This window comes from Arthrobacter sp. 2RAF22 (assembly GCF_052115325.1).
GTDB lineage: Bacteria > Actinomycetota > Actinomycetes > Actinomycetales > Micrococcaceae > Arthrobacter.
Genome location: NZ_JBFRGL010000014.1, coordinates 39,083 through 65,415, shown reverse-complemented (window position 1 = coordinate 65,415; position 26,333 = coordinate 39,083). Strand labels below are relative to the sequence as shown.

The window sequence follows — 26,333 nt, the reverse complement described above, 5'->3', positions numbered from 1 at the left end:
TGTTGGCTAGTCTAATGACGCAAAAGCCACAGACCGCTGTAGAAACCCTACAATTTTCCGACTTCAAGTCGAGCATCGAGTGATGTTACTCGCCAGTAACATAGTTGGGCTACAGTGTCCTCATGACCTCAAGCAACGATGCTTCTGCAAGCCCTGCCCTTCCCTACCAGGCACGTGGATCACTGAAGGGCCGCACCATTCTGATGTCCGGCGGCAGCCGCGGCATCGGCCTGGCAATCGCTACCCGCGCGGCACGTGACGGCGCCAACATCGTCATCATGGCCAAGACCGGGGAGCCACACCCCAAGCTTGAAGGAACGGTCTTCACGGCCGCCGAACAACTGGAAGCGGCGGGCGGCCAAGCGCTGCCGCTGGTGGGTGATGTCCGCAACGACGGCGACGTTGCCGCGGCGGTTGCCGCCGCCGTCGAACACTTTGGCGGAATCGACGTCGTGGTCAACAACGCCTCGGCGATAGACCTCTCCCGCACTGACGCAATTGACATGAAACGCTATGACCTCATGCAGGACATCAACGTCCGAGGCACCTTCCTGCTGTCCAAGCTCGCGCTTCCGGCCCTGCGGACATCGAACAACGCCCACATCCTGACGCTCTCGCCGCCGCTGAACCTTGACCCGAAGTGGGCAGGCATGCATCTGGCCTACACCATGGCCAAGTACGGTATGAGCCTCACCACGCTGGGCCTGGCCGAAGAACTCAAGAACGACGGCGTGTCGGTCAACTCGCTGTGGCCCTGCACGCTGATCGACACTGCCGCCATTCGGAATATGCCCGGCGGGGCACAGATCGTCCAAGCGGCCAGGGGCCCGGAAATCATGGCCGATGCGGCCCACGCTGTCCTGACCGGGGCGAACCTGTCCGCAGACTCAGGCGCTTCAGCAAGCAATACAGGCAACTTCTATACGGACGAACAGGTGTTGAGGGCTACCGGAGTATCCGACTTCAGGCCCTACAGTCTGGGTGCCCCGGAGGAGAAGCTGGTACCGGATATCTTCCTCTAAGCGGACAACTTCTTCCCGGACCGGCCTGGCTGGATAGGATTCTGTCTATGGACGTCGAACAGCCTGCCAGCAGCGAACCACGTGCCCGGCGCTTGGGCCTGGACCGCGATGCCCTGCTTCACCCCGACTTCCTCGCGGCCGCCGGTATTTCGCAATTGAAGATCGTGGAGACCACAGGCTCCACGAACGCCGATCTGCTGCGCGCCGTGACCATTGAGCCTAAGGAATGGGCAGACCTCGCGGTCCTTACCGCCGAGCACCAGACGGCGGCCCGGGGCCGGCTCGACCGTCACTGGGAGTCTCCCGAACGTTCGGCGATTTCCGTTTCGATCGTCCTGCGTCCCGTGAATTCCCAAGGCCTCCCCGTTCCCACCCAGAGCTATTCCTGGCTGTCCCTCCTGGGCGCGCTGGCCTTGCGCGAGACCCTCCTCGAAACCGCCGGCCTGCCCGCCGAGATCAAGTGGCCCAACGATGTCCTGGTCCGAGGCAAGAAGATCGCCGGGATCCTGGCCCAGATGGGACCGATGGGGGATGGATCCGTTCCGGCCGTGATCCTGGGCACCGGCCTCAACGTGACGCTCAGCGAAGATGAGTTGCCTGTCCCGACAGCGACGTCCCTTGTGCTCGAGGGTGCCACGACCACGGACCGCACCGTGCTTCTGCGGAACTACCTGTCACGCTTCGCGGCGCTCTACCGCAGTTTCTGCAATGCCGACGGCGACCCCACGGCGGGATTGGCCGGCGGATCTTCCCTGCACAAACGGGTGGAAGCTGTCATGGTCACCTTGGGACGCGAAGTGAAGGCGCATTTGCCCGGCGACCACGAATTGGTGGGGCATGCGTCCAGGCTGGATGAATATGGTTCCCTTTTGGTGGTGGACCATGGTGGCCGCGAGCACGTTGTGACCGCCGGCGACGTCGTCCATCTGAGGGCTACCGAAAGCGGTTATGCGTAAAGAGCTCCTGCGCGGGGAGCAAGTCATCGTGATTACGCGGCAGCAGCCCAGGGCGCTTTTCGGTCCCGTCCTGGCGTTCATCTTGGTCCCCGCCGCGGCGGCCTTCGCCTGTGCATGGATAGTCAAGGGCGGACCCGGTAAGTTGCTTCCGGTCATCACGAGTGATTGGACCCAGTGGTTGGTGGCCGCATGCCTGGCCATCGTGGCGATCGTGCTGCTTGGCTACAGCCTTCCGCGATTCATCCGCTGGCGCGGCGTACGGTACATCCTGACAAGCGGCCGGATAGTTGCCCGTTTCGGAATGCTTCGCCGGGGAGACTGGCAGGTCCCGCTGGCCGCGGTGCGCAGCGTGGGGATCAAACAATCGCTGCTCCAACGGATATTGCGCTCCGGGAATATATCCTTGGATACCGGGCACCCCGGCGAGGCCGTTCTCGCGGATGTTCCGGAGGTCGGCAAGTTTCGAAGTTTCATCCTGGATGCCATGGCCGAGCTTCCGACAAATCTCGGGTTCGGCCCGGGCGCCGTACCGGAGCATGGCGACTTTGACGGTTTTGTTGGACCAGTTGACTACTCTGGTGCCGCGTTGCCCTGGGATGTGAGAGAAGGTGGAAGAGATGAGCGTTGACGAGCAGGAGCCTGAGTACATGGACCACGAGCCCGACGCCGTGCCCGAACCTTCCGTGGACCAAGCACCTACGGGGGTCCTCCCCGTGGTGTCCCCGCCCACCGGCGCATTGTCAGCAGAACGGCTTGCCATTAAAGCGCTGGAAACGCGGCTCTTGGGCGGCGAACGCAAACTCCGGCGGCGCGAAGTCGCGGCCGGAGCAGGCGTCTCGCTGTTGTCAGCCCGCAAGCTGTGGCGGGCGCTGGGATTCCCGAATTTCGGTGACCAGGATGTAGCGTTCACCGAGCGCGACCTCGCGGCGCTTTCCACCATCCTCGACCTGGTCCGCGCCGGAAAGCTCACCGAGGAAGCTGCCATCTCCGTGACGCGCGCCATCGGTCAGATGACCGACCGTATGGTGGTGTGGCAAGTCGAGGCGCTGATTGAAGACATGGTGGTGCAGCAAGGCATCCCCGATGCCGTTGCCCGCAAGCAGCTGGTCAATGAACTGCCCAACCTTGTGGACGCCATGGAAGAGATCCTGCTGTACTCATGGCGACGCCAGATGAACGCCGGTGTGCAGCGCCTGGCCGTCCGTGCAGAGGCAGGTTTGCAGGCGAGCGAAGCAGGCCGCGAAGGAGATGAAGACGACGCTCCTTTGCCTTTGGCGCGCGCCGTAGGTTTTGCCGACCTCGTCTCCTACACGAGCCTGTCACGCCGCATGAACGAGAAAACCCTGGCCCAGTTGGTCCAGCGCTTCGAGAACAAGTGCGCGGAGATCATCTCCATCGGCGGGGGGCGCCTGGTCAAGACCGTCGGCGACGAAGTCCTCTACATCGCCGAGACGCCGGCCGCTGGTGCCGAGATCTCCTTGGCGCTTGCCCAGGCCTTCACCGAAGACGAAATCCTCCCGGAAGCCCGCGTGGCCATGGTCTGGGGACGGATCCTTTCCCGTCTCGGCGATATTTACGGCCCCACCGTCAACCTGGCGGCCCGCCTCACGGCCTTGGCTGAACCTGGCACGGTCCTCGTGGACGAGATGACGGCGGCAGCGCTGGGCCAGGACGAACGTTTCATCCTGGTTCCGCAGACGGCCGAAAACGTTCGTGGTTTCGGGGAAATCCTTCCCGTCCGGCTTGCCCGCGGACTTGGCAAGGGACTGGTCCTCGACTGATGAATTCACCGTCCGCAGCAACCGCCCCTGAGCCGGGATTCACGTTGAGCTATGGCTTCGGGACGGACCGTGGACTCAGCCGGGAACTCAACGAAGACTCGCTCATCGCAAAGGATCCGGTCTTCGCGGTGGCTGACGGCATGGGCGGGCATGAGGCAGGCGAGATTGCCAGCGCGTTGTGCGTGCGTACCCTCGGCAGCATGCCGCAATTGGCGCCGGGAGTCCGCTCGGCAACTGCCGTTGCCCTGCAAAGGTGCATCCTGGCTGCCGACTCCCAGATCCGGAATGCCACGGGTGGCCGCGCTGGAACAACGCTCACCGGCGTCGTCGTCGCCGAGCATATGGGCGTCCCGTATTGGCTGGTCATGAACATCGGCGATTCACGGACGTATCGGGTGAACGGGGGCGAATTCAGGCAGATCAGCGTGGACCATTCGGAAGTCCAGGAACTCGTGGAGGCCGGAAGCATCACGCGGGAAGAAGCCACGGTGCATCCGCGCCGCAATGTGGTGACCCGCGCCCTCGGCACAGGGGGCGAAAACGAAGCGGACTTCTGGTTGCTGCCCATCCAGGACGGGGATCGGATGCTGATCTGCTCGGACGGACTCACCGGGGAGCTGGGCGACGAGCACATGTTCCGGATCTTGAGCACGGTTGAGAAGCCCCAGGACGCGGTGGATGCCCTCATCCACGAGGCGTTGCTGAGTGGCGGGCGGGACAATGTGACCGCGATTGTGGTTGATGCCAGGATCGAGTTGAACGACGCCGCAAGGACCGGCACCGGCTCTTCCTGATGGCCTTTGCAGGGAACGGGATTTGCGACATGCCCGGACTATGTAGGAAGATTCCGGTCAATACCACCCCAACTCCGGGCGGCCCGTGCCGTCCTGCAGAGGTAAACATGACCCAACGCTCCTCAGCGCGCTCTGGCGGCGCGACCCGTGCCGCCGTGCGACGCCCGTTCTCCGTTGCCTTCGCGGGCATTGCCATGGCCGTGGTGATGTGCGCCTTCCCGTTGCTTTCGGCCCATGCCGAGACCACTCTGGCTCCTCAGAATAGCCAATCGACCACTGCCCCGACCCCGGCCCCGGACCCGGCACCAACCGAGCCCACGCCAACCCAGCCGATAATCGTGGACCCGGCGCCCTCCAAGCCACCCGTCGTCGTGCCGGTGGCCCCGGCACCAGCCCCGGTGGCGCCCGCGCCCGCCGCGCCCGAACCGGCCCCCATGACTCAGGTGACCGTGGAACCGGAACCCAGCGTGGCGCCGTCGGAGGCTTCTGTCGCCTCCAGCCCGGCGACCCCGTCGAACAGCCCGACGGCGAGCGCCTCGCCGTCGGCATCGTCCAATTGGAATACCCCCATCCAGGACGGGCTCAAGGCCACGCAAGCTGCCTCGGTGAGCGGCACCAAAGGACCGGGCTCGGACATGTTCGCCGTGATCGCGATCATGGGCGGCGTGCTTTTGGTGGCGGCCGGAGGCATTGCCTTCGCCTTGTGGAGCCGCCACCGCTTTACGCACTGATACCCGCTTGTGATTCCTGCTTCCCGTCCGGGGGCCGTATTTTGTCGCGGCTTTGCGGCAAGATAGGTACGTGAGCACAGCAGAGAGCGAAACCGCAGTTCCAACGGAAGCCGTACGGGAAGAGTACGAAAACCTCGCAGACCTCGTCCGCAAGTACCGCTACGCGTACTACCAGGAAGATGCGCCGACGGTTTCGGATGCCGAGTTCGACTCCCTGTACCGCCGCCTCGAGGAGCTCGAGGCCCTGCATCCCGAGCTCGTGTCCAACGATTCGCCCACACAGGAAGTAGGCGGCGAGGTGTCGGCTGCTTTCGCCGCCGTCGAGCACCTCCAGAGGATGTACAGCCTGGAGGACGTCTTCTCGCTCGACGAGTTGGAAGCGTGGGTCCGCAAGGCCGAGGCTTCGGTCGAAAAGCTGGGCACGGCGGCTTCCCGCATTGCGTGGCTGACGGAGCTGAAGATCGACGGCCTGGCAGTGAACCTGCTGTACCGCGACGGCAAGCTGGTCCGTGCCGCCACGCGCGGAGACGGCACCACGGGCGAGGACATCACCCACAACGTGCTCACCATCAAGGAGATCCCGCGCCAGCTCAGCGGCAGCGGATATCCGTCCGAGGTGGAAATCCGGGGCGAAGTCTTCATTCCGTCCAAGGCATTCGCCGAATTCAACGAAGCGCTGATCGAGTCCGGCAAGGCGCCGTTGGCCAACCCCCGCAACGCCGCGGCCGGCTCCCTGCGCCAGAAAGACCCCGCGGAAACCGCCAAGCGTCCGTTGCGGATGTTCGTCCACGGCATCGGGGCACGCGAAGGCCTCGACTCCACGAGCCAGTCGGAAACGTACAAGCTGCTGGAGGAATGGGGCTTGCCGGTCAGCCCCTACCTGAAGGTCCTGGACTCCTTCGAGGAGGTCCTCGACTTCATCAAGCACTTCGGCGAACACCGGCACGACCTCCTGCACGAGATCGACGGCATCGTGGTCAAAATCGACGACTTCGCCACGCAGCGTGCCCTCGGTTACACCTCGCGCGTGCCGCGATGGGCCGTTGCCTACAAATACCCGCCGGAGGAAGTCCACACCAAGCTGCTGGACATCCAAGTCAACGTCGGCCGCACCGGCCGCGTCACTCCCTACGGGGTAATGGAACCGGTCAAAGTGGCCGGATCCACTGTGGAGATGGCCACCCTGCACAACCAGGACGTGGTCAAGGCCAAGGGCGTCATGATCGGCGACATCGTGATTCTCCGGAAGGCCGGAGACGTCATTCCTGAGATCGTCGGGCCGGTATTGGCGCTGCGCGATCAGCAGGATCCTCCTGTGCGCGAGTTCGTGATGCCCACGGAATGCCCCTCCTGTCACACGCCCCTTGCTCCGGCGAAGGAGGGCGACGTCGATATCCGCTGCCCCAACGCGAAGTCGTGCCCCTCCCAGCTGCGCGAGCGTGTCTTCCACGTCGCGAGCAGGGGAGCCTTCGACATCGAGGCTCTCGGGTGGGAGGCAGCCATCGCACTCACCCAGCCTGCGGAACCGGAAACTCCGCCCCTGCGCAGCGAGGCGGCCTTGTTCAGCCTCACGCCGGAGGACCTCGCCGACGTCCGCATCCACCGCGAGAAGCGCTCCAAAGGCGTGGGCACGGGAACGTTCGAATTGGTGCCCTACTTCTATTCCAAGGCCACCGCCAAGACCCCTTCCAAACCCACCGCCACCACCGAGAAACTGTTCAAGGAACTTGAGAAAGCCAAGACGCAACCTCTCTGGCGCGTCCTGGTTGCCCTTTCCATCCGGCACGTCGGCCCCACTGCGTCCCGTGCCCTGGCCACGGCCCTCGGGAGCATGGACGCCATCCGGGCCGCCTCCGAGGAGGAACTGGCCAACGTTGACGGGGTGGGACCGACCATCGCCGCGGCACTCAAGGAATGGTTCGCCGTTGACTGGCACCAGGAAATCGTGGATAGCTGGGCAGCTGCCGGGGTGCGCATGGTTGACGAGCGCGACGCCGGCATCCAGCGGAACCTGGAAGGCCTCACCATCGTGGTGACAGGCTCCTTGCCCACCCTAAGCCGGGACGAAGCCAAGGAAGCCATCATCATCAGGGGCGGCAAAGCGGCGGGCTCGGTTTCCAAGAACACCAGTTACGTCGTGGCCGGCGAGAACGCAGGCTCCAAGCTGGACAAGGCTGAGCAACTCGGCATCCGGGTACTGGACGAGGACGGCTTCAAGGCATTGCTCGACGGCGTCCTGGAACCCGCCGGCGGCACGGCTCCGGATGATGAAGACGCAGCCGTTGCCCTGGCGGGCGCTGCGGCGGCGGAAGTGGACGCTGCCGAATGACGGCCGATGTCTTGGAGCTTCTCGCTGTTGCCCGCGTGGCGGCGGCGGCAGGAGCGGAGGTGCTCGCCGCCCGGCCAGCCGGCCCCGGCTCGGCGCGGAACCTCGGCGTCGTGAACAAGGGCGACGCCGGCGACTGGGTGACGGCCTTCGACGTCGCGGCGGAGAACGCTGTGCGGGACGCAATTACGGCAGCACGCCCGCACGACACCATCACGGGCGAGGAACATGGCACCACCCGGCCGGAGCAGCCCAGCGGCTACCGATGGTCCATCGATCCTTTGGACGGCACCACCAACTTCATCCGGAACATCGTCTACTACGCCACGTCCGTGGCCGTTGCGGATGCCGACGGCGTCTGGCTGGCCGGCGTCGTCAACGCCCCCGCGCTGGGACGCATCTACTCGGCGGCACGCGGCCATGGGGCCTGGCTTGAAGAGAACGGGCAGCGCACCCAGCTGAGCGGACCGCTCCTGGGCCGGACGGGACTGATTGTGGCCTCCGGGTTCAGCTACGATCCCGCCACGAGGGCTGAGCAGTTCGCCGGTCTCGGGAACCTCATGGAAGGCTTCGCCGATCTCCGGCGGCTCGGCTCCGCCGCATTGGATCTCTGCCTCGTGGCGGATGGAACGCACGACGCCTTCGGAGAACGCGGGCTCAACGAACACGACTACGCGGCTGGTGCGTTGATCGCTGAGGAGGCCGGATGCTGGGTCCGCCGCCCACGGCTGGCCAGCCCCCTGGATGGCGGCCCCACGGATGCGGATCGTTTGGAAGCGTGGACCTGCGCGGGAACCCTCGAGCTCTCGGGCAAGTTCCCGCTCTAAGGCCTTTCACCTTGGCCCCGACGACGCGGGATGACCGCCGTCGTCGGGGCTTTGTGCCTGGCTGCGCGTCTGGACCCTTCGTCGTTAGGCCCCGGCCGCGGCGAGCGACCCAAGCTCCGAGAAGCGGTTCGCCGGGCGGTCCAGGCCGTAGTGGTCCCGCAGCGTGCTGCCCGTGTATTCGGTGCGGAACAGCCCCCGGTGGCGCAGCACCGGCACCACGCGGTCAACAAAGGTTTCGAGACCCGACGGTAGAACGGCCGGCATGATGTTGAAGCCGTCGGCCGCGCCGTTTTCGAACCATAGTTGGATCGCGTCGGCCACTTGCTCCGGCGTTCCCGCGAAAGTCAGGTGGCCGCGGCCTCCTCCCAGCCTGCCGATCAGTTGGCGTACCGTGAGTTTCTCGCGGCGGGCAAGCTCCACAATGAGGGTGTAGCGGCTCTTTGCGCCTTCGATCGAGTCCTCGTCCGGAAGATCGGCGGGAAGTTGGCGGTCGAGGGGCAGGTCCTCTGGGTTCACGCGGAGCGTCTTGGCCAGCTCGGCCCTCGCGTATTCGGGCCGGATCAGCTCATCCAGTTCGCGTTCCAGGCGCAGCGCTTCGGCATGCGTGGAGGCGATCACCGGGACAATACCCGGCAGGATCTTGATGCTCTCGGCCGCCCGGCCAAGCGCGACCGTCCGGGCCTTGAGGTCTCCGTAGAACGCCTGGGCATCTTCCAGGGTTTGCTGGGCCGTGAACACGGCCTCGGCGTACCTGGCGGCCAGGCCCTTGCCGTTCTCGGAGGAACCGGCCTGGACAATCAAGGGATGGCCTTGGGGGGAGCGCGGCACGTTGAGCGGTCCGCGGACCCGGAAATGCTTGCCCACGTGGTTGATGGGCCGGACCTTGGTTGAGTCTGCCCAGACGCCAGCTTCCTTGTCGGCAATGACCGCGTCGTCCTCCCAGCTGTCCCAGAGCTTGGCGGCCACCTCCAGGAACTCGGCCGCTCGTTCATAGCGGGCGGCATGGGCGGGCTGATCGTCGATGCCGAAGTTCCGGGCGGCTTCCGGTCCGGCTGTTGTCACCACATTCCAGCCGGCCCGTCCGCCGCTGACGAAGTCCACCGAGGCGAAGCGCCTAGCCAGGTTGAAGGGATCGTTATACGTGGTGGACGCCGTGGCGATGAGGCCGATTTTCTCGGTGGCAGCCGCAATCGCTGTGAGCAGCACCGTCGGTTCCAGCTTGCCCGCGGGACGGCGTCCGACGTCGCCGAAGATCACGGGGGAGTCTGCGAAGAAGATGGAGTCGAACGTGCCGCGCTCTGCGATCCGTGCGAGGTTTTGGTAGTGCCGGATGTCGGTGCTGGCGCGCGGGTTGCTTTCCGGCAGCCGCCACGAAGCCTCGTGGTGTCCGGTGCTCATGAGGAATGCGTTGAGGTGGAGTGTGCGTTGCTGGGGGCTCATCTGTGTTCCTTTCGTTGTCTCCTGGCCGCCAATCAACCACGAGACAACCGCCCCGCGCCAGCGTCGCGAAACCTTCCCGCAACAGCAGGAAACCGGGCTTCACAGCCGGAAACCGGACTCAATCTGGCGCCACGCGAAGCAATGTTTGAGCGGCCTCCGACGCTCGCTCACTTATGTGGGGTTTCTCGCCGACGCTCGCTCACATATCTGAGCGGGCGTTGGGGGTTTCCCCCGACGCTCGCTCACCTATATCTGAGCCGGCGTTGGGGGATTGGGGTGGATATCTGAGCGGGCGTCCGAGGCTGGCGGGACGACGCAAAGCCGCCCACCGCCGTCGTACTTTAAGACGCTCGCTCACTTATGTGGGGTTTCCCGCCGACGCTCGCTCACTTAAGTGAGCGAGCGTTGGGTGGAACGGCCTTGTATCTGAGCGGGCGTTAGGCCCCGGGTGATAGTTCGGTCACGGAAACACCGCTTTGGCACCCCGGGCACCTCGGGCGCGACTACCATGGATCAGTGCATTCGCAGATTACCGTCCGTCCCGCCCTGCCCGAAGATTACGACGCCGTAGCCCGTATCACGATGTCGTCTTACGTGACCGCTGGCTACTATGGCAGCCCGGACCACCCATACCTGGAGAAGCTGCGCGATGTGGCCGGCCGCGCCCGGTACGCCGACGTTTTCGTCGCCGAACGCGACGGCCAGGTTATCGGATCCGTCACGTCGGCGAAGGCCGGAGGCGACTTCTCGGACATCGGCCTTCCGGACGAACTCGAAATGCGCACGTTGGTGGTTGATCCGGAGGTTCAGCGCTCCGGCGCGGGACGAGCACTGGTCCAGGCCGTCGTCGACCAAGCCCGCTCCATGGATGGCATCAACGCCGTCTCTCTCACGACAGGCGCCACGTGGGAAAGCGCCAACGCCCTCTACGCCAAAACCGGATTCGAGCGCGAACCGGAGCGAGATTGGTTCGTACCCGGGACCGACATAAAACTGTTCGTTTATCGGCAGGATGTGCGCCAGCAATAAAGTTTCCTCGTAAACCCCGGTCATCGGGCCGGGTGCGGAAACTGAGAAAGGCGCGGCATGCGCAAGACATTCGGCACGGGCTCGGTCTGGGAACAGGCACTTGGATACTCCCGAGCGGTCCAGGTGGACAACACGCTCTTCATTTCGGCCACGGCGGCGTCGGGACCTGATGGCATCGTCGGTGACGACTTCTACTCGCAGACCAAATACATCCTCGAAAAGCTGGGTGCGGTCCTGGCCGACGCCGGCTTCGACTACGAGGACGTCGTGCAGTCCAAGCTCTATCTGACCGACATCACCAAATGGGAAGACGCCGGCCGCGCGCACGGCGAGGTCTTCGGCGAGATCCGGCCCACCCTTTCCCTGGTCCACGTCCTGCCGTTCCTCGACGCGGAAATGCTGGTCGAAATCGAACTGGTAGCCCAGAAGAGCGCCTGAACAGCCCAACTCGCCAGCAGTAAGTGTCGTTTTGACGCCTCATAACGACACTTACTGCGAGTCAGTTGGGTGGGAACTACTTGGGTGGGCGAGTCAGTTGGGGGAGAGTCGCGCGGGGACGCCGTAGCGGTGTTCCGGGCGGCCGGTGCTGCCGTAGCGCAGTTGGATTTCGACGGCGCCATCGTCGGCCAGCGAGGACAGGTACCGTTGCGCCGTGGCGCGTGAGACGCCCACCCGTTCCGCTACTTCCGTGGCCGAGTATTGTTCCCCCGGCGCCAAGGATTCCAGTACCGATGCTTCGGTCGCCGATCGCGGCTTTCCCGACGGCGCCACGTCCCCCGCGACGAGCGCCCGCTTGGCCCGTTCGATTGTGTCCTGGTCCACCGCATGCTGCCGGCCCAGGATCCGCCGGTATCTGGCATAGGAGCGCAATTGCTGCGACAGCGATTCGGCGGTGAACGGTTTGAGCAGGTATGCCAAGGCACCCCGCCGGAGGGCTGTCCTGATGGACACGGCGTCGGAAGCCGCGGTCAGCATCATGGCATCCACATCGAGTTGCCCCAGGAGATCCAGGCCCGAACCGTCCGGCAGGTAGACATCCAGCAACACGAGGTCCGGCCGAAGGCTATGCACGGACTGCAATGCCTGCGCCGTCGAACCCACCGGGGCCAGGGCCAGGAAACCGGCCACGGAGTCCACGTAGGCGGCATGGAGCTTGGCGACGTGGAAATCGTCATCCACAATCAACACCCTGAAGTCTTCGCTCATTGGTGTCCTTCCTTGCGTTCGGCTGCGGGTGGTTCGGCTGCCGCGGAGGATTCTGCCAATGAGGCATCGCCCGGCTTGCCGGTAACCCCCGGCATCGTGGCCATGAAGACGGCGCCCGGGCCGCCGGACGAGCCGGGGTCCAGGACGCGCACGTCGCCACCGCGACGCCGGGCGAGTTGCCGGACCAGCGCGAGCCCGAGTCCCTGCCCGCCTGCCCTGGCGATGACGCCTTCGGCGGGTTCCGCCGTCGTGAACCCCTCCACGAAAACCCTTTCGGGCTCGACACCGCCGAGGCCGTCGCCGGAGTCCGCGACGACGATGTGCAGCGTGCCGCCGTCGGGCCCTGGTTCGTCGAGCAGCTCAAGCTCCACCCAGCGTTGCGTCGAAGAGCCGGCGACGGCGGCATTGACGGCGTTGTCGATCAGGTTGCCAAGCACGGTGGTGACGTCCTGTGGCTCGGTGACATGCTCCCGCACCAGCGTCTCCGGGCCGATCCGCAACGCCACCCCTCGCTCGTCCGCTTCCACGCTCTTCGCGCCGACGAACGCCTGCAGATAGGGATCCTGGAGGAGTTCGGCTTGCTGCACGGGAAACTTCAGTGGGCCGGTGGCGGAGATCCTGGCGAGGTAGTCCTTGGCCTGGCCGTGCTGGCCGATGCTCATGAATCCGGCGATCGTATGGAGCTGGTTCGCGAATTCGTGGCGCTGGGCCCGAAGCGCGGCGGACATGGTGCCCACGGCGTCGAGCTGGCGCGTCAGCTGCTGCAGCTCGGTGCGGTCCCTGAGCATGACCACCCAGCCGAGATCCTCTTTGCGGTGCAGCGCCTTGCGGGCGTTGGCAACCAAGACCCGCCCGCCCGCGACGATTTCCACGGCTTCGGCGTCGTGCGCAGAGGGTTGCGTGAGGGCTTTGAGCTGCGCGGGGACGGGGGCATTCTCCCAATCGGTGCCCGCCAAGTCCGTGCCGGACCAGTCCGAGCCCGCCGCGGCAGGGGAGCCGGGAGTTCCCGCGCCTTCCGGCATGCCGAGCAGCCGCCTGGCCGCGGCATTGAAGACCGTGATGCGGCCATCGGCGGAAATGCCGATCACGCCGTCGTCCACTCCTTGAAGCACGGCAACCTGGTCATGAACCAGGGTGCTGATTTCTTCGGGTTCGAGGCCCAACGTCAGGCGTTGCAATCGGCGGCGGAGGAGGAATGACGCCAGAACCCCGGCAACCAGGGAGCCTGCCGCGGTCACGGCAATCGGGACGATGTCCTTGGCAAGGCTCTGGCTGAGCGACTCCATCGAATAGCCCACACTGACTTCGCCCACCACCGTGGCTGCGGAACCCGTCCCTGCGGAACCCGGAGCGAAGACCGGGACCTTGGCACCCGCGGACGGTCCCAGAGTGCCTGTGTTCCGGGTGGTGACTTCCTTCCCCGACAGCGCATCCGAGGGATCCGTGCTGACCCGTTCGCCCAGCCGGACCAAGTCCGGGTGGGCAAGCCGCAAGCCGGTCTCGTCCGTGACCACCACGAACAAAGCACCAGTGCGGCTCCTGGCAGCCTCGGCAGCAGCCTGGATGGGGCCGGCCGCGAGCACTGCGGGAGGCGGCGTTCCCGGCTCGTTGCTGATGGCTTGGACCTGGGAACGGAGCGCGGGATCCGAAGCCACGGTGCGTGCCAAAGTCAGCGCCTGGTTCTCCGCCTCCGTCCCGATCCGCCCATAGACGAGCCACGCATGCACGGTGCCGCTAAGCAGCACGACCAAGAGAACGACCCCCAGTTGCAAGAGCAGGGTCTGCGTCGAGAACCGCAGGGCAAGCTTGGGCATGCTGCCTCCTTCCGGCGGGGATTGGCCGGCTGGAGCGGGGCAGCAGCGGCGCTGTACTTCTACGTCTACCTCTCCATTGAAGCACTGAGCACAATGAGCAAAATGCTCTCAATCAGCAGTATGTCCATCAAATCCCACAAACGCCTTGCTGTGAGCGTCGCCACTATAGGTTCTGTATCGCGCATCACATCGACGTGATGCCGTTCACTGTAGTAAGGAGCCGGCTGTGCTGGTATTGCTTGGATTCGCAATGATTGCGGTGTTCATGATCCTGATCATGACAAAGAAGTTGACGCCCGTTCTGGCGCTGATCATCGTTCCCACCATCTTCGGCCTGTTTGCCGGTGCCGGTCTTGGCATCGGGCCAATGGTTATGGATTCGATGAAGTCCATGACGTCCACGGCCGCACTCCTGATGTTCGCGATCGTTTACTTCGGACTCATGATCGACGTCGGACTGTTCGACCCGTTGGTGAAGTTCATTCTCCGCAAGCTGGGCAACGACCCCGCCAAAGTGGTTCTGGGTACCGCCATCCTCGCGGCCGCTGTATCGCTCGACGGCGACGGCTCCACCACCTTCATCCTCACCACCGCGGCGATGCTGCCTGTCTACCTCCGTTTGAAGATGAGCCCCGTGGTCCTGACCTGTGTGGCCGGCCTCGCCAACGGCACCATGAACATCCTGCCGTGGGGTGGTCCCACTGCCCGCGCAGCCACAGCCCTCAAGATCGACGTCAACGACGTGTTTGTTCCGATGGTCCCGTCCCTCATCGCCGGCCTCGTCGTCGTCTTCGTGTTCTCCTGGCTCCTGGGCCTGCAGGAACGCAACCGCCTCCGCGCCACGGCCCCCGAGATCTGGGGCGACGTCGCCGACGCAGGGGACGTGTTCGACGGCGGCACGCGCCGCGGCGCTGGCGGCACAGGATCCTCGGGCCGCGGCGGGACTGGCACCGGCGGAGGTTCCGGCGTCGTGGTCCTGGAACGCACCGAAACCTTGGTTGACCTCGCCGACATCGGCTTGACCGACACCGCACTCGATCCCCACCGCAAGACCCTGCGCCCGAAGCTCTTCTGGTTCAACCTCGGCCTCACCGTCGCCGTGATGGTCATGCTCGTGGCCAACCTTGTGCCGCTGCCCTACGTCTTCATGGTGGGCTCCGCGATTGCCCTGCTGGTGAACTTCCCGAAGGTCAAGGAACAAGGCGCGCAGTTGGTGGCCCACGCACCGTCCATCGTGGCGGTGGTCAGCATGGTCATGGCGGCGGCTGTCCTCACGGGTGTCCTCAACGGCACGGGCATGGTCAAGGAAATGTCCGCGTGGCTGGTCCACATCATCCCCGCCGAGATGGGTCCGTTCATGGGCGTCATCACCGGCCTGCTCAGCATCCCCATGACGTTCTTCATGAGCAACGACGCCTTCTACTTCGGCGTCCTGCCGGTCCTGAGTGAAACCGCCGCGCACTACGGCATCAGCGGCGCGGAAATGGCCCGGGCCTCCATCACCGGCCAGCCTTTCCACCTCCAGAGCCCCTTGGTCCCCGCGATCCTGTTGCTCGTCTCGCTTGCCAAGGTGGAACTGGGCGACCACCACAAGAAGGTCCTGTGGCGCACGGCGGTCATCTCGGTCGTCATGCTCGCAGTGGGCATGCTGACGGGAGCCATCGGCATCGGGTAACAAAGCACCCAGCAACGCGGGGTCACTTACGGCCCATTCGGGACCTCCGGATGGGCCGTAAGTGACCCCGCGTTGTTCGTCGTCCAACCCACGTAGACTAGTCCGGAAAACCATTTGAACTTTGCAGGGGAGATCCATGGCTGCGATCAACCGTGACGACGTCGCGCATCTTGCGCGTCTGGCTCACATTGAAATGAGTGCCGAAGAGCTGGACAGGATGGCGGGCGAGCTCGCCGTCATCGTCGATTCGGTGAAGTCCGTCAGCGAAGCCGCCGGGGACGATGTCCCGGCTACGTCCCACCCGATTCCGTTGAACAACGTGTTCCGCGAAGACGTTGTGGGCCACACGTTCACGGCCGAACAGGCGCTGTCCGGGGCTCCGGATTCCTTCGAGGGCCGCTTCAAGGTTCCGGCAATCCTGGATGAGGACTAAGCGAATGACTGAATTGAACAACTCCGAACTCATCCGCCTGTCCGCGGCTCAGCTGGCCGCCAAGCTGGCCGCGCGCGAGGTCACGTCGGTCGAGGTCACCCAGGCGTACTTGGACCGGATTGCCGACGTTGACGGGCAAGTCAACGCATTCCTGCACGTCAACGCTGAAGAGGCGCTCGCCGTCGCCGCCGAGGTGGACGCGATACGCGCCGCCGGAGGTGCCGAAGCCGAAGCGCTGCACGAACTCGCCGGCGTACCCATCGCCGTCAAGGACCTCATCGTCACCATCGGCCAGCCCACCACGGCCGGCTCGAAGATCCTTGAGGGCTGGCACAGCCCCTACGACGCCACCGTCATCAAGAAGCTGCGCGCAGCGAAGATGCCCATCCTGGGCAAGACCAACCTGGACGAATTCGCCATGGGTTCCTCCACGGAACACTCGGCGTACGGCCCCACCCGCAACCCGTGGGACCTGGACCGCATCCCCGGCGGCTCGGGCGGTGGCTCCGCGGCCGCCGTCGCGGCCTTCGAAGCTCCGCTGGCCCTCGGCACGGACACCGGCGGATCCATCCGCCAGCCTGGCGCCGTCACCGGCACGGTCGGCATGAAGCCCACCTACGGTGCCGTTTCCCGCTACGGCGCTATAGCCATGGCGTCGTCGCTGGACCAGATCGGCCCGGTTTCGCGGACCGTGCTGGACTCGGCCCTGCTGCAGGAAGTCATCGGCGGACACGACCCCTTCGACTCCACCTCGCTGACGGACCCCTTCGACACGCTCGTTGCCGCAGCCAAGACGGGCAACGTCACGGGCATGAAGATCGGCATCGTCAAGGAACTCCACGGCGAGGGCTACCAGGCCGGCGTCGAGAACCGTTTCAACGAGTCCCTTGAGCTGCTCAAGGAGGCCGGCGCGGAAATCGTCGAGGTTTCCTGCCCCAACTTCAAGTACGCGCTGGGCGCCTACTACCTGATCATGCCGTCCGAGGTTTCGAGCAACCTGGCCAAGTTCGACGGCGTCCGCTACGGCTTGCGTGTCCTGCCCAAGGACGGTCCCATGACGATCGAACGTGTCATGGGTGCCACTCGCGCCGCCGGTTTCGGCGATGAGGTCAAGCGCCGCATCATCCTGGGCACCTACGCCCTGAGCGCCGGCTACTACGACGCCTACTACGGTTCGGCGCAGAAGGTCCGCACGCTGATCCAGCGCGACTTCGACGCCGCGTTCGCGCAGGCCGACGTCCTGATTTCGCCGACGGCTCCCACGACGGCCTTCAAGCTGGGGGAGAAGCTGGACGATCCGCTGGCCATGTACCTCAACGACGTCGCCACCATCCCGGCGAACATGGCCGGTATCCCGGGCTTGTCCCTGCCTGGCGGCCTGGCCGACGAAGACGGCCTGCCCGTAGGCATCCAGCTGCTGGCGCCTGCCCGCGAGGACGCCCGCCTGTACCGCGTGGGCGCTGTCCTTGAATCCTTGCTTGAAGAGAAGTGGGGTGGCCCGCTGTTGGCGAAGGCACCTGAATTGAAAAACGCAGGTCTCGGTACCGCATTCAACACCGCCGGAGGTTCCAACTGATGTCTACCGACGCCATCCTCAGCTTCGAAGAGGCCATGGAGAAGTACGACCCCGTCCTTGGCTTCGAGGTCCACGTGGAGCTCAACACCAAGACCAAGATGTTCTCCTCCGCTCCGAATGTCTTCGGCGACGAGCCGAACACCAACGTCAACGAGGTTGACCTTGGCATGCCCGGCGTCCTGCCCGTGGTGAACAAAACGGCGGTAGAGTCTTCCATCAAGATCGGCCTTGCCCTGAACTGCAAGATCGCCGAGTCCTGCCGCTTCGCCCGGAAGAACTACTTCTACCCGGACACCCCGAAGAACTTCCAGACGTCCCAGTACGACGAGCCCATCGCGTACGACGGCTACCTGGACATCGAGCTCTCGGACGGCACTGTGTTCCGCGTCGAGATCGAGCGCGCGCACATGGAGGAGGACGCCGGCAAGCTGACCCACATGGGTGGCGCCACCGGTCGCATCCAGGGCGCCGACTATTCGTTGGTGGACTACAACCGTTCCGGTGTTCCGCTCGTCGAAATCGTCACCAAGCCGATCGAGGGCGCGGGTAGCCGGGCACCTGAGCTCGCCAAGGCCTACGTGGCCGCAGTACGCGAAATCGTCAAGAACCTCGGCGTTTCCGACGCCAAGATGGAACGCGGCAACGTCCGCTGCGACGCCAACGTCTCGCTGCGCCCGCACGGCCGCGAACGTTTCGGCATCCGTTCCGAAACGAAGAACGTGAACTCGCTGCGCGCCGTCGAGCACGCCGTCCGTTACGAAATCCAGCGCCACGCAGCCGTCCTGGACTCCGGCGAGCCGGTCATCCAGGAAACGCGCCACTGGCACGAGGACACGCGCACGACGACGTCGGGCCGCGCAAAGTCCGACGCCGACGACTACCGCTACTTCCCGGAGCCGGACCTCGTTCCGGTCCTGGCATCCCGCGAATGGGTCGAAGAACTCCGCGCCACGCTGCCCGAGCCGCCCGCGGCGCGCCGCAAGCGGCTCCAGGCCGACTGGGGCTATTCGGACCTCGAGTTCCGCGACGTCGTGAACGCCGGCGTCATGGACTCCATCGAGGAGACCATCGCCGCCGGTGCCAGCGCCTCCGTGGCCCGCAAGTGGTGGATGGGCGAGATCGTCGGACGCGCCAAGACAGCCGACGTCGATCCTTCCGAACTCGGCGTCACGCCGGAAACCATCGTGGAGCTCAACAAGCTCGTCGAGGGCGGCAAGATCAACAACAAGATGGCTTCCCAGGTACTCGACGGCGTCCTCGCCGGCGAAGGAACCCCGGCCGAGATCGTCGAGAAGCGCGGCCTCGCGGTCGTGTCCGACGACGGCCCCCTGCTGGAAGCGATCGACGCCGCACTGGCGGCCCAGCCCGACGTTGCGGAGAAGATCCGCGGCGGCAAGCTTCAGGCCATCGGTGCGATCGTCGGCGGAGTCATGAAGGCCACCCGAGGGCAGGCCGACGCGGGACGCGTCAAGCAGCTGATCCTGGAGCGGCTCGGCGTCGAAGGCTGACCCCACCCGCGCCTCACCCAACTGAGTCGCAGTTAATGTCGTTCTGAGCCGTCAAAACGACAACAACTGCGACTCAGTTGTGTCTGGATCCACAGCCCCCACACAGCTTCAAGCGTCATCATGGAGTCATCAGTTCTTTGCTGCCCGCCCCTTACCGGCCCGGGGAGGAGCGGAGAAAGGATTCGGCCATGTCCACCATGACTCCGGGGGTTCGTAAGGCCCTCATCGCCGGCGGTATTGCCGTCGTCTTGAGCGGCGGTGGTGTGGCCGCAGTCTGGGCTGCCGGCCAGATCATCCCCACGTACGTGGTAAGCGCGACGCCGACAAGTACGGCGTCGCCCGCCACGCCGTCGCCCGGGGCTACGTCGCCCGCCACGCCGTCGCCCGGCAAGGCCAGGCCGTTCCCCGTGCTTCCCCGCGGCATCGCAGGTCCGGGGATCCACGGTGAGTTCACGGTCAAGAACAAGGACGGCAGCTACACGACGCTCGTGTCGCAGCGAGGCACCGTGCAGTCCGTCAGCGATTCGAGCATTTCCGTCAAGAGCGATGACGGCTTCACGCAGAGCTACGCGATCACATCGTCGACCACCATCGTCAAGCTCCCCGCTTCCGGAACGGGCACGCAAGGCCGGCGGCCATCGCCCCAAACCATCAAGGCCACCGACCTGAAGACGGGCGACACTGTAGCAGTCTCCGGAACGAAGAGCGGCACCACAGTCACGGCCACCCGCATTATCGCAGGTACCTTGCCTGCTGCGCCCAGTGATGGCGGACGGCGGTTGGGCTCCGGGAGCGTCTCTTCCTGAACGCTGTTCGAGCTGACCCTGCGCGCCCGCTCGTCTGGCTATGATGCTACTACCGCCGCACCATGCCCGTGGTCCGGCGGCTTAGCCACGAAGGAGACGAATGCGCCCCACGATCAAGTCCGTGGCGGCGGCAGCCGGGGTCTCGACGGCGACCGTGTCCTATGTGCTTTCAGGCAGGAGCGGCAAAGACGGCAGCAGGAGCGGTTCCGGGGTGGCACCAGCTACCGTGCTTCGGGTTCAAGAGGCTGCCCTCGCCCTCGGATATCGCCCCAACCAATCGGCACGGGCAATCCGCACCGGACGAACGAACCTGCTCATGTTGTCACTGACCATGATCTCGGATCCGTGGGCATTGGATGTGAGCCGCGCTGTTGGTACGGCCGCGGCCCGACGAGGCATTACGCCGATGATCCTGGCCGATACCGACTGGCGGGTGGCCCTCAAACGGCAAAACGCGGACGTGACATTCATCGACGGCGCCGACGAGCCCGGCGATGTCGAACTGCTGGCACAGGCGGCAAGGTTGCAGCGCCTGGTGGTCTTCAGCGACACCATGGAACCTGAGGGATTCGACGTCGTGCGGCCGGTGGTTGGTTCGTCGTGCGATCTGGCAGTGGAGCACCTCACCGCGCGGCACCGCCGCGTGGCTTGCCTGATCTCCTCAGCACCGTCGATGAGCACCCTGGACATCCGCTTGGGTGCCTACACCCGCGGCCTTGCCAAGGCTGGTTTGGAGTACCGGGACGACTACGTCGAGGCGTATGACCGCGACGGACTCAGCGCGTTCGACGCAGCGTTTCGCCTCCTGCAGCGTGCGGACCGACCGACCGCGATCTATGCGACCACCGACTTCGCCGCGATCGCAGCCATCCATGCGGCCCAACGCCTGCAACTCCGCATTCCGGAAGACGTCGAAGTGATCGGGATCGGCAACACCACGGAAGGCGAGCGCATGACGCCGTCGTTGACCACCGTTGGTCCTGAGGGCTTTTTCGATGGCTTGGCCGCATTCCTGCTCGACCGCGCAGAGAATCCCGATGTGCCTGCCGGCATTCTGGAATTCCCGTGGAAGCTCATCGTGAGGGACTCAGCGCCCTCGGCGTGAATCCGACCCTCCGATGAGAAACCCGACGCTCCCGGCGTGAGCCGGGGCTGTCCCTTTGGTAGGTCGAGGCATGCGCCCGGTGATCGCTCTAACCGCCCTCCATGCACTTTGGTGACGTTTTGTGCCCGAAAAAGTTAAGAAAAGATCATTCGAAATCTTGCCTTTAAACGATTAACATGATGTGATCAACTGCACAACACCAGTTGGGTTGGCTGTTCGCCGAATGCGGGCCCGCCCCGAAGGACCGTCGGTCTTCTGACCAAGACATCGGAGAATTCTTATGAACCACAACGTGACCCGCAGGTCATTCCTTTCCTTTGCGGCTGCCGGTGCTGCCGTCGTTTCGCTCGCTGCCTGCGGCGGGAACAGTGCCGCAGGGGGTAGCGCAGCCAAGGCCGCCTACGCCGCTCCCGCGAAGGACCTGAGCGCGGAGCTGAGCTACGCCATCTGGGACGCTGCGCAAAAGCCCGCGATGCAGAAGATCGTGACCGAATTCAACAAGCAATACCCGAACATCAAAGTCACCATCGACGTCACGCCGTCCAAGGGCTCGGCCTACTGGACGAAGATCCAAACCCAGGCAAGCAGCAACACCCTTCCGGACGTTTTCTGGATGAACGGCCCGCACATCAAGCTTTACGCGCAAAACAACCAGCTGTTGTCCCTGGACGGCCTGGTGTCCGGCAAAGCAGTGGACACGGCCAATTACCCCAAGGCACTCGTGGATTTGTACACCGTCAACGGGGCGTTCTACGGGGTCCCCAAGGACTTCGACACCAGTGCGCTCTTCTACAACAAGGCCCTCTTCAAGGAGGCCGGCGTGTCCGAACCGACGTCCACCTGGACGTGGGACGACGTGAAATCCGCCGGCGCGAAACTATCCAAGTTCTACCAGGGCAAAGGCATCTACGGCTATGCCGGCGACCTCACGGGTGGCCAGACCAGCTACTACAACACGATGATTGAAGCCGGCGGGACCATCATCTCGACCGACGGCAAGAAGTCCGGATACGACTCCGCCGGATCAATCGCCGGCCTCCAGTTCTGGCGCGACCTGATCGAGTCCGGGGTTTCACCCTCGATGCAGCAATTGACGGACACCTCCTCGAGCGACATGTTCACGTCCAGGAAATTGGCTATGACCATGGACGGTTCCTGGACCGTCGGGCCAGCCCAAAAGGCACTCGGTGACGATCTGGGCATTGTCAGCCTCCCGAAGGGGCCGAAGAGCAACCAGAGCGTGATCCACGGACTTGCCAACGTGATTCCCGCCAATGCGAAGAACCCTGCCGCGGCGCAGGCATTCGTGGCCTTCCTGGGAACCCAGGATGCTGCCAAGATCCAGGCGGAAACGGGAACCGTCATCCCGGCCTTCAACGGCACCCAGGACGCCTGGGTAAAGTCTGTTCCCTCCGTTGACCTCAGCGTCTTCCTTGACCTGGCCAAGGATGCCTCGCCCTACCCGGCGTCGGCCAATACAGCCGCCTGGAACGAACTCGAGAACACCCTGCTGCCGCAGGCGTTCGCCGGGACCAAGCCGGTTGCCGACGTCGCAAAGGACCTTGCCAGCCAGATGAATGCCGCCCTGGCCAAAGAATCATGAAAGCCCAGACCCTGACGCCGGCAGCCAAGGGCGTCCGTGCAGCCCTACCAGCGGGGCATCGCCGCAAAGGAAAATCGAAATCGGATGGCTGGTGGCCATGGTTGTTCGTGGTGCCCACTGTCGCGGGCATCGGCGTGTTCTACCTTTGGCCGATTGTCCAGACGTTCTACTACAGCTTCACCAAGTGGGGAGTCTTCGGCGGAACCAAGTTCATCGGCCTGGACAACTATGTGCGGATGTTCGCGGATTCCACCATTCCGCAGTCAATCGTCAATACGCTGGTCTACACGGTGGTCGTGCTGCTGGGAATTCCCATCGCGGTCATCCTTGCGTCCTTGATCGAGCGTCCCGGCCTGCGCTTCGCGGCCCTGTACCGGACGCTGTACTTCATTCCCTACATCACCATGCCGGCCGCCGTCGGGATCGTATGGAGGTTGATCTACAACGGTGACTTCGGACCCATCAACTGGTTCCTGGGCTTGTTCGGGATCCAGGGACCCTACTGGACATCGACGCCGGGGTTCGCGCTGCTTGCCGTGGCTACCGTGGGGCTTTGGATGTCGCTGGGATTCAACCTCATCATCATCAGCGCGGGACTGCGCGAGATTCCGCGGGAGCTCTTCGAAGCCGCGGAGATGGACGGGGCCAGCCGGGTCCGCCAATTCTTCAGCATTACCGTTCCGCTGTTGACGCCCAGCATCTTCTTCGTCACGATCGTCACCGTCATCAGCGGTTTCCAGCTGTTCGATCTGCTGTACGTGATGATGGGGAAAGCGAACCTGGCCATGCCGCAGACGCAAAGCCTCGTGTACATCTTCTACAACCAGGCCTTCCTGCAGAACGACAAGGGCTATGCGGCAGCCATCGGCATCTTGATCCTGCTGATCATCGCTCTTCTGACCGCTTTCCAATTCCGCATCCAGAAGAGGTGGGTCAACTATGTCTGAATCGATGCTCTCAACAAAAAGCGGCGTCGAATCGCGGCAGGGCGGAACAGCTGCATTCAGCCCCTCTCGCGCCGGGGGCAAACCACCGGGACCCTCAAGCCGCGGCACCAAGGGCGGCAACGGCAAGAGCCGAGGCGGCACCAAAGGCGGCAAGCAAGGCTCGAACGTCCTGGCGCACTGTGTACTGGGCATTGGCGGGTTGGCCATGATCTCGCCGCTCTTGTACCAGATCGTCATGTCGCTTTCGACGAACGCAGAAGTCCAAAGCACGCCGCCCACGCTGTGGCCCAGCGTTGTCCAGTTGCACAACTTCGCGGACGTCTTCACCTCCATGAATTTCGGTTCACAGCTCTGGGTGACGGTGGCAATCACCGTGATCCGGGTGATCGGGCAAGTGCTCCTCTGCTCGATGGCGGGCTACGCCTTCGCGCGGATGCAGTTCCGGTTCAAGGGGCTCATCCTGGCCGTCGTCTTGTCGATCATCATGGTGCCGTCCCAGTTGTTCCTGATCCCGCAGTACCAGATCATCCAAAACCTGGGGTGGCTGAACAGCATTGCCGGCATCGTGGCTCCGGGCATCTTCAGCGCTTTCGGCCTGTTCCTGATGCGCCAGTTCTTCATGGGGCTCCCGGACGAACTCGAAGACGCGGCACGGCTCGACGGCGCCAATCCATTCCAGATCTTCTTCCGCGTGATGCTGCCACTCGCGGCCAATGGCCTGTGGGCCCTCGTCATCATCACTGTGCTGTGGTCCTGGAATGACCTCTTGTGGCCTTTGGTGGTGACGTCGACGGCGAACGCCGCACCGTTGAGCGTCGGGCTTTCGAACCTCCAGGGTGAGCACGCCAACAATTACCCGATCCTCATGGCAGCATCGCTCATGGCCATGGCGCCGATCCTGATCATGTTCCTGCTCATGCAGAAGCGTGTCATGGCGGGCATCGGCCGCTCCGGACTCAAGTAGGGACTCACGTGGACACTCACGTAGAGACCCACGTAGAGCCTCACTTAGGAAAGGATCGCAGCCTTGACGGAACAGAACCCGGCCCCGGAAGACGGTTGGTCGTTCGTGCTCGTGGATGCCCTGGAAAAGGTCTACCCGGACGCTCCACCCCGGCCGTTCGACAGGACCATTCCGATGTCCGTTTTCCCCGGCGAGACCGCCTCGGTGCAGGTGGCCCTCAGGCCGCCCATGAAGCACGACTTCCGGCTGTCGGGGGCGTTGGAAGTCTCAGTCGATGGTCCGGCGGCAGGATTTACCTCCATTTCGCAGGTTGAGCTGGTGCCATGTTCATTGGCGGCATTCCCGGAGCATGATGCCGGTTACGACCGCGACACCCCCGGACTGTATCCGGACCTATTGCGGCCAGCCCCGGACGGGATGATCAAGCCCCTCTACGGGCAATGGACCTCCGCATGGATCGACTTCGTGGTGCCATCCGCGGAGAACGCCGGTGAGCATGAACTCGGGATCTCGGTACGGGACGCGGAAGGCAACACGCTCTTCGCCACCCACCTCTGCGTCACTGTGGTGCATGCGCACGCCCCGGAACTGGAGATCGTGAACGCCCATTGGTTCCACTGCGACGGCTTGGCGAGCCATTACGGCGTCGAGGTCTTCAGTGAGCAGCATTGGTCGATCATCGATGCCTTCATGGGGTCCGCGGCAAGGATGGGCGCCAACTCGCTGCTGACACCCACGTGGACCCCTCCACTGGACACGGCCATTGGGGGAACGCGGCTGGCCACCCAACTGATCGGGATCCGCGATGATTCCGGCTACCACTTTGATTTCAGCAGGCTGGAGCGCTGGGTTGGTCTTTGCGCCAAACACGGCATCGAGTACCTGGAAATAGCCCACTTGTTCACACAATGGGGGGCCAAAGCGACTCCGGCGATCTATGTCGAAACCGCGGAAGGCCTGGAGCGGCGGTTTGGCTGGGACGTACCGGCGACGTCGTCCTCGTACCGCGAGCTCATGGCCGAGCTGCTGCCGGCCCTGCGTTCCTTCCTGGCGGAGCACTGGTCGCTTGACCGGGTCATTTTCCACATATCCGATGAACCGGAGGGCGCCGAGGCCCTGGAGGGATACCAACGGGCAAAGGGCGTCGTCGCGGATCTCCTGGACGGGCTGACGGTGGTTGATGCCCTGAGCGATTTTGAGTTCTATCGCAGTGGGGCAGTACCGAATCCCGTGGTGGCAAGCGACGCCGTGGCGCCGTTCCTGGCCGCCGGAGTGAAGGACCTGTGGGTCTATTACTGCGTCGCCCAGGACACCGGCGTTGCCAACCGATTCATTTCCATGCCCTCGGTGCGAAACAGGGTGTTGGGTCATCATCTCTTCGCCCTGGAATGTGCGGGGTTCCTGCATTGGGGATTCAACTTCTATAACTCGGCCCATTCGTTGGCGCCCGTGGACCCGTTCAAGGACACGTGTGCCGGGGGAGCCTTCCCGGGCGGCGATGCCTTCCTGGTCTACCCGGGACCGGAAGGGGTGCCGTGGGAGTCGATCCGTTACAAGGTGTTCGCCCAGGCCATGTGGGACCACCGGGCTCTCTCGCTCCTGGCCAAGCTGGCCGGTCGCGAGGAGGTGCTGGCGCTCATCGATACGAACGGCTCCGGCGGCAGCCTCGCTATGGACAGTTTCAGCTACGACCCCCTCCATTACCGGAGGGTTCGCGAGCTGGTCAACCAGGGAATCGCGCAGCGCGTGGGTCAAACACCGCGCGCGCATCAACTTATCTAGTTAGGAAA

The 26,333-nt window shown here is 64.2% G+C and carries 23 protein-coding genes; 20 read left to right on the top strand and 3 right to left on the bottom strand.

What is annotated here, in order from left to right; genetic code table 11:
- Positions 1–122: 122 nt before the first annotated feature.
- The 8 genes from AB4068_RS11970 to AB4068_RS11935 all read left to right on the top strand — a co-directional run bounded on the left by AB4068_RS11970 (position 123) and on the right by AB4068_RS11935 (position 8,437).
- Complete coding sequence (locus AB4068_RS11970) at positions 123–1,022, top strand: SDR family oxidoreductase (protein WP_284989781.1); 900 nt, start codon at positions 123–125, stop codon at positions 1,020–1,022.
- Between the two features lie 47 nt (positions 1,023–1,069).
- Positions 1,070–1,978: a biotin--[acetyl-CoA-carboxylase] ligase gene (locus AB4068_RS11965; protein ID WP_441433491.1), complete on the top strand. Its 909-nt coding sequence runs from the start codon at positions 1,070–1,072 to the stop codon at positions 1,976–1,978.
- Positions 1,971–2,606 carry a PH domain-containing protein gene (locus tag AB4068_RS11960; protein WP_441433490.1) on the top strand — a complete coding sequence of 212 codons (636 nt, stop codon included), beginning with the start codon at positions 1,971–1,973 and terminating at the stop codon, positions 2,604–2,606. Before AB4068_RS11965 ends, AB4068_RS11960 begins: the two co-directional genes overlap by 8 nt.
- Positions 2,596–3,759 carry an adenylate/guanylate cyclase domain-containing protein gene (locus tag AB4068_RS11955; protein WP_059387890.1) on the top strand — a complete coding sequence of 388 codons (1,164 nt, stop codon included), beginning with the start codon at positions 2,596–2,598 and terminating at the stop codon, positions 3,757–3,759. The genes AB4068_RS11960 and AB4068_RS11955 overlap by 11 nt, the downstream gene beginning before the upstream one ends.
- Positions 3,759–4,553, top strand: coding sequence for a PP2C family protein-serine/threonine phosphatase (locus AB4068_RS11950; protein ID WP_441433489.1), 795 nt, complete (start codon positions 3,759–3,761; stop codon positions 4,551–4,553). The genes AB4068_RS11955 and AB4068_RS11950 overlap by 1 nt, the downstream gene beginning before the upstream one ends.
- Before the next feature lie 107 nt (positions 4,554–4,660).
- Positions 4,661–5,284 carry a hypothetical protein gene (locus AB4068_RS11945; RefSeq protein ID WP_441433488.1) on the top strand — a complete coding sequence of 208 codons (624 nt, stop codon included), beginning with the start codon at positions 4,661–4,663 and terminating at the stop codon, positions 5,282–5,284.
- Between the two features lie 52 nt (positions 5,285–5,336).
- Entirely contained in the window at positions 5,337–7,613 is a 2,277-nt protein-coding gene (gene ligA, locus AB4068_RS11940; RefSeq protein ID WP_441433487.1) for an NAD-dependent DNA ligase LigA, read from the top strand.
- Entirely contained in the window at positions 7,610–8,437 is an 828-nt protein-coding gene (locus tag AB4068_RS11935) for an inositol monophosphatase family protein (RefSeq protein ID WP_307052598.1), read from the top strand. Before ligA ends, AB4068_RS11935 begins: the two co-directional genes overlap by 4 nt.
- A gap of 84 nt (positions 8,438–8,521) precedes the next feature.
- Here the strand turns inward: AB4068_RS11935 and AB4068_RS11930 are convergent, their stop codons facing one another.
- Positions 8,522–9,877: an LLM class flavin-dependent oxidoreductase gene (locus AB4068_RS11930; RefSeq protein WP_306961308.1), complete on the bottom strand. Its 1,356-nt coding sequence runs from the start codon at positions 9,875–9,877 to the stop codon at positions 8,522–8,524.
- A gap of 516 nt (positions 9,878–10,393) precedes the next feature.
- Between AB4068_RS11930 and AB4068_RS11925 the strand changes: the two genes are divergently transcribed.
- Positions 10,394–10,906, top strand: coding sequence for a GNAT family N-acetyltransferase (locus AB4068_RS11925; protein ID WP_059387888.1), 513 nt, complete (start codon positions 10,394–10,396; stop codon positions 10,904–10,906).
- A gap of 57 nt (positions 10,907–10,963) precedes the next feature.
- The gene (locus tag AB4068_RS11920; RefSeq protein WP_059387887.1) at positions 10,964–11,344 is read left to right on the top strand and encodes a RidA family protein; all 381 of its coding nucleotides are present in this window, start codon (positions 10,964–10,966) and stop codon (positions 11,342–11,344) included.
- Positions 11,345–11,437: 93 nt separating this feature from the next.
- Here AB4068_RS11920 and AB4068_RS11915 read toward each other — a convergent pair whose 3' ends face one another.
- Together AB4068_RS11915 and AB4068_RS11910 are read right to left on the bottom strand one after the other, a co-directional pair.
- Positions 11,438–12,112: a response regulator gene (locus AB4068_RS11915; protein WP_306961313.1), complete on the bottom strand. Its 675-nt coding sequence runs from the start codon at positions 12,110–12,112 to the stop codon at positions 11,438–11,440.
- On the bottom strand, positions 12,109–13,926 hold the full coding sequence (locus AB4068_RS11910) for an ATP-binding protein (RefSeq protein ID WP_441433486.1): 1,818 nt from the start codon (positions 13,924–13,926) through the stop codon (positions 12,109–12,111). Before AB4068_RS11910 ends, AB4068_RS11915 begins: the two co-directional genes overlap by 4 nt.
- Before the next feature lie 226 nt (positions 13,927–14,152).
- Between AB4068_RS11910 and AB4068_RS11905 the strand changes: the two genes are divergently transcribed.
- The 10 genes from AB4068_RS11905 (at position 14,153) to AB4068_RS11860 (ending at position 26,325) form a co-directional block, all read left to right on the top strand.
- Positions 14,153–15,601 (top strand): CitMHS family transporter, encoded by a 1,449-nt coding sequence (locus AB4068_RS11905; RefSeq protein WP_306961317.1) that lies wholly within the window; start codon positions 14,153–14,155, stop codon positions 15,599–15,601.
- A 136-nt stretch (positions 15,602–15,737) separates the two neighbouring features.
- Positions 15,738–16,034, top strand: a complete 297-nt coding sequence (gene gatC, locus AB4068_RS11900; RefSeq protein ID WP_184736130.1) for an Asp-tRNA(Asn)/Glu-tRNA(Gln) amidotransferase subunit GatC — start codon at positions 15,738–15,740, stop codon at positions 16,032–16,034.
- A gap of 4 nt (positions 16,035–16,038) precedes the next feature.
- A complete protein-coding gene (gatA, locus tag AB4068_RS11895; protein WP_306961319.1) occupies positions 16,039–17,610 on the top strand; it encodes an Asp-tRNA(Asn)/Glu-tRNA(Gln) amidotransferase subunit GatA in 1,572 nt (523 codons plus the stop codon).
- On the top strand, positions 17,610–19,118 hold the full coding sequence (gene gatB, locus AB4068_RS11890) for an Asp-tRNA(Asn)/Glu-tRNA(Gln) amidotransferase subunit GatB (protein WP_284989768.1): 1,509 nt from the start codon (positions 17,610–17,612) through the stop codon (positions 19,116–19,118). The genes gatA and gatB overlap by 1 nt, the downstream gene beginning before the upstream one ends.
- A 188-nt stretch (positions 19,119–19,306) precedes the next feature.
- Positions 19,307–19,924 carry a DUF5666 domain-containing protein gene (locus AB4068_RS11885; RefSeq protein ID WP_441433485.1) on the top strand — a complete coding sequence of 206 codons (618 nt, stop codon included), beginning with the start codon at positions 19,307–19,309 and terminating at the stop codon, positions 19,922–19,924.
- A 100-nt stretch (positions 19,925–20,024) separates the two neighbouring features.
- Complete coding sequence (locus tag AB4068_RS11880) at positions 20,025–21,029, top strand: LacI family DNA-binding transcriptional regulator (protein WP_306961324.1); 1,005 nt, start codon at positions 20,025–20,027, stop codon at positions 21,027–21,029.
- 280 nt (positions 21,030–21,309) lie between these two features.
- Positions 21,310–22,632, top strand: a complete 1,323-nt coding sequence (locus tag AB4068_RS11875) for an extracellular solute-binding protein (protein WP_306961326.1) — start codon at positions 21,310–21,312, stop codon at positions 22,630–22,632.
- Entirely contained in the window at positions 22,629–23,579 is a 951-nt protein-coding gene (locus AB4068_RS11870) for a carbohydrate ABC transporter permease (protein ID WP_284989764.1), read from the top strand. Before AB4068_RS11875 ends, AB4068_RS11870 begins: the two co-directional genes overlap by 4 nt.
- Positions 23,572–24,543, top strand: coding sequence for a carbohydrate ABC transporter permease (locus AB4068_RS11865; RefSeq protein WP_441433484.1), 972 nt, complete (start codon positions 23,572–23,574; stop codon positions 24,541–24,543). The genes AB4068_RS11870 and AB4068_RS11865 overlap by 8 nt, the downstream gene beginning before the upstream one ends.
- Before the next feature lie 63 nt (positions 24,544–24,606).
- On the top strand, positions 24,607–26,325 hold the full coding sequence (locus tag AB4068_RS11860) for a DUF4091 domain-containing protein (protein WP_441433483.1): 1,719 nt from the start codon (positions 24,607–24,609) through the stop codon (positions 26,323–26,325).
- Positions 26,326–26,333 lie beyond the last annotated feature (8 nt).

Excerpts from the sequence above, each read along its gene's own strand:
- AB4068_RS11970 (WP_284989781.1), top strand. The coding sequence starts at position 123 with ATGACCTCAAGCAACGATGCTTCTGCAAGCCCTGCCCTTCCCTACCAG.
- AB4068_RS11965 (WP_441433491.1), top strand. The coding sequence starts at position 1,070 with ATGGACGTCGAACAGCCTGCCAGCAGCGAACCACGTGCCCGGCGCTTG.
- AB4068_RS11960 (WP_441433490.1), top strand. The coding sequence starts at position 1,971 with ATGCGTAAAGAGCTCCTGCGCGGGGAGCAAGTCATCGTGATTACGCGG.
- AB4068_RS11955 (WP_059387890.1), top strand. The coding sequence starts at position 2,596 with ATGAGCGTTGACGAGCAGGAGCCTGAGTACATGGACCACGAGCCCGAC.
- AB4068_RS11950 (WP_441433489.1), top strand. The coding sequence starts at position 3,759 with ATGAATTCACCGTCCGCAGCAACCGCCCCTGAGCCGGGATTCACGTTG.
- AB4068_RS11945 (WP_441433488.1), top strand. The coding sequence starts at position 4,661 with ATGACCCAACGCTCCTCAGCGCGCTCTGGCGGCGCGACCCGTGCCGCC.
- AB4068_RS11935 (WP_307052598.1), top strand. The coding sequence starts at position 7,610 with ATGACGGCCGATGTCTTGGAGCTTCTCGCTGTTGCCCGCGTGGCGGCG.
- AB4068_RS11930 (WP_306961308.1), bottom strand. The coding sequence starts at position 9,877 with ATGAGCCCCCAGCAACGCACACTCCACCTCAACGCATTCCTCATGAGC.
- AB4068_RS11920 (WP_059387887.1), top strand. The coding sequence starts at position 10,964 with ATGCGCAAGACATTCGGCACGGGCTCGGTCTGGGAACAGGCACTTGGA.
- AB4068_RS11915 (WP_306961313.1), bottom strand. The coding sequence starts at position 12,112 with ATGAGCGAAGACTTCAGGGTGTTGATTGTGGATGACGATTTCCACGTC.
- AB4068_RS11910 (WP_441433486.1), bottom strand. The coding sequence starts at position 13,926 with ATGCCCAAGCTTGCCCTGCGGTTCTCGACGCAGACCCTGCTCTTGCAA.
- gatC (WP_184736130.1), top strand. The coding sequence starts at position 15,738 with ATGGCTGCGATCAACCGTGACGACGTCGCGCATCTTGCGCGTCTGGCT.
- gatA (WP_306961319.1), top strand. The coding sequence starts at position 16,039 with ATGACTGAATTGAACAACTCCGAACTCATCCGCCTGTCCGCGGCTCAG.
- gatB (WP_284989768.1), top strand. The coding sequence starts at position 17,610 with ATGTCTACCGACGCCATCCTCAGCTTCGAAGAGGCCATGGAGAAGTAC.
- AB4068_RS11885 (WP_441433485.1), top strand. The coding sequence starts at position 19,307 with ATGTCCACCATGACTCCGGGGGTTCGTAAGGCCCTCATCGCCGGCGGT.
- AB4068_RS11880 (WP_306961324.1), top strand. The coding sequence starts at position 20,025 with ATGCGCCCCACGATCAAGTCCGTGGCGGCGGCAGCCGGGGTCTCGACG.
- AB4068_RS11875 (WP_306961326.1), top strand. The coding sequence starts at position 21,310 with ATGAACCACAACGTGACCCGCAGGTCATTCCTTTCCTTTGCGGCTGCC.
- AB4068_RS11870 (WP_284989764.1), top strand. The coding sequence starts at position 22,629 with ATGAAAGCCCAGACCCTGACGCCGGCAGCCAAGGGCGTCCGTGCAGCC.
- AB4068_RS11865 (WP_441433484.1), top strand. The coding sequence starts at position 23,572 with ATGTCTGAATCGATGCTCTCAACAAAAAGCGGCGTCGAATCGCGGCAG.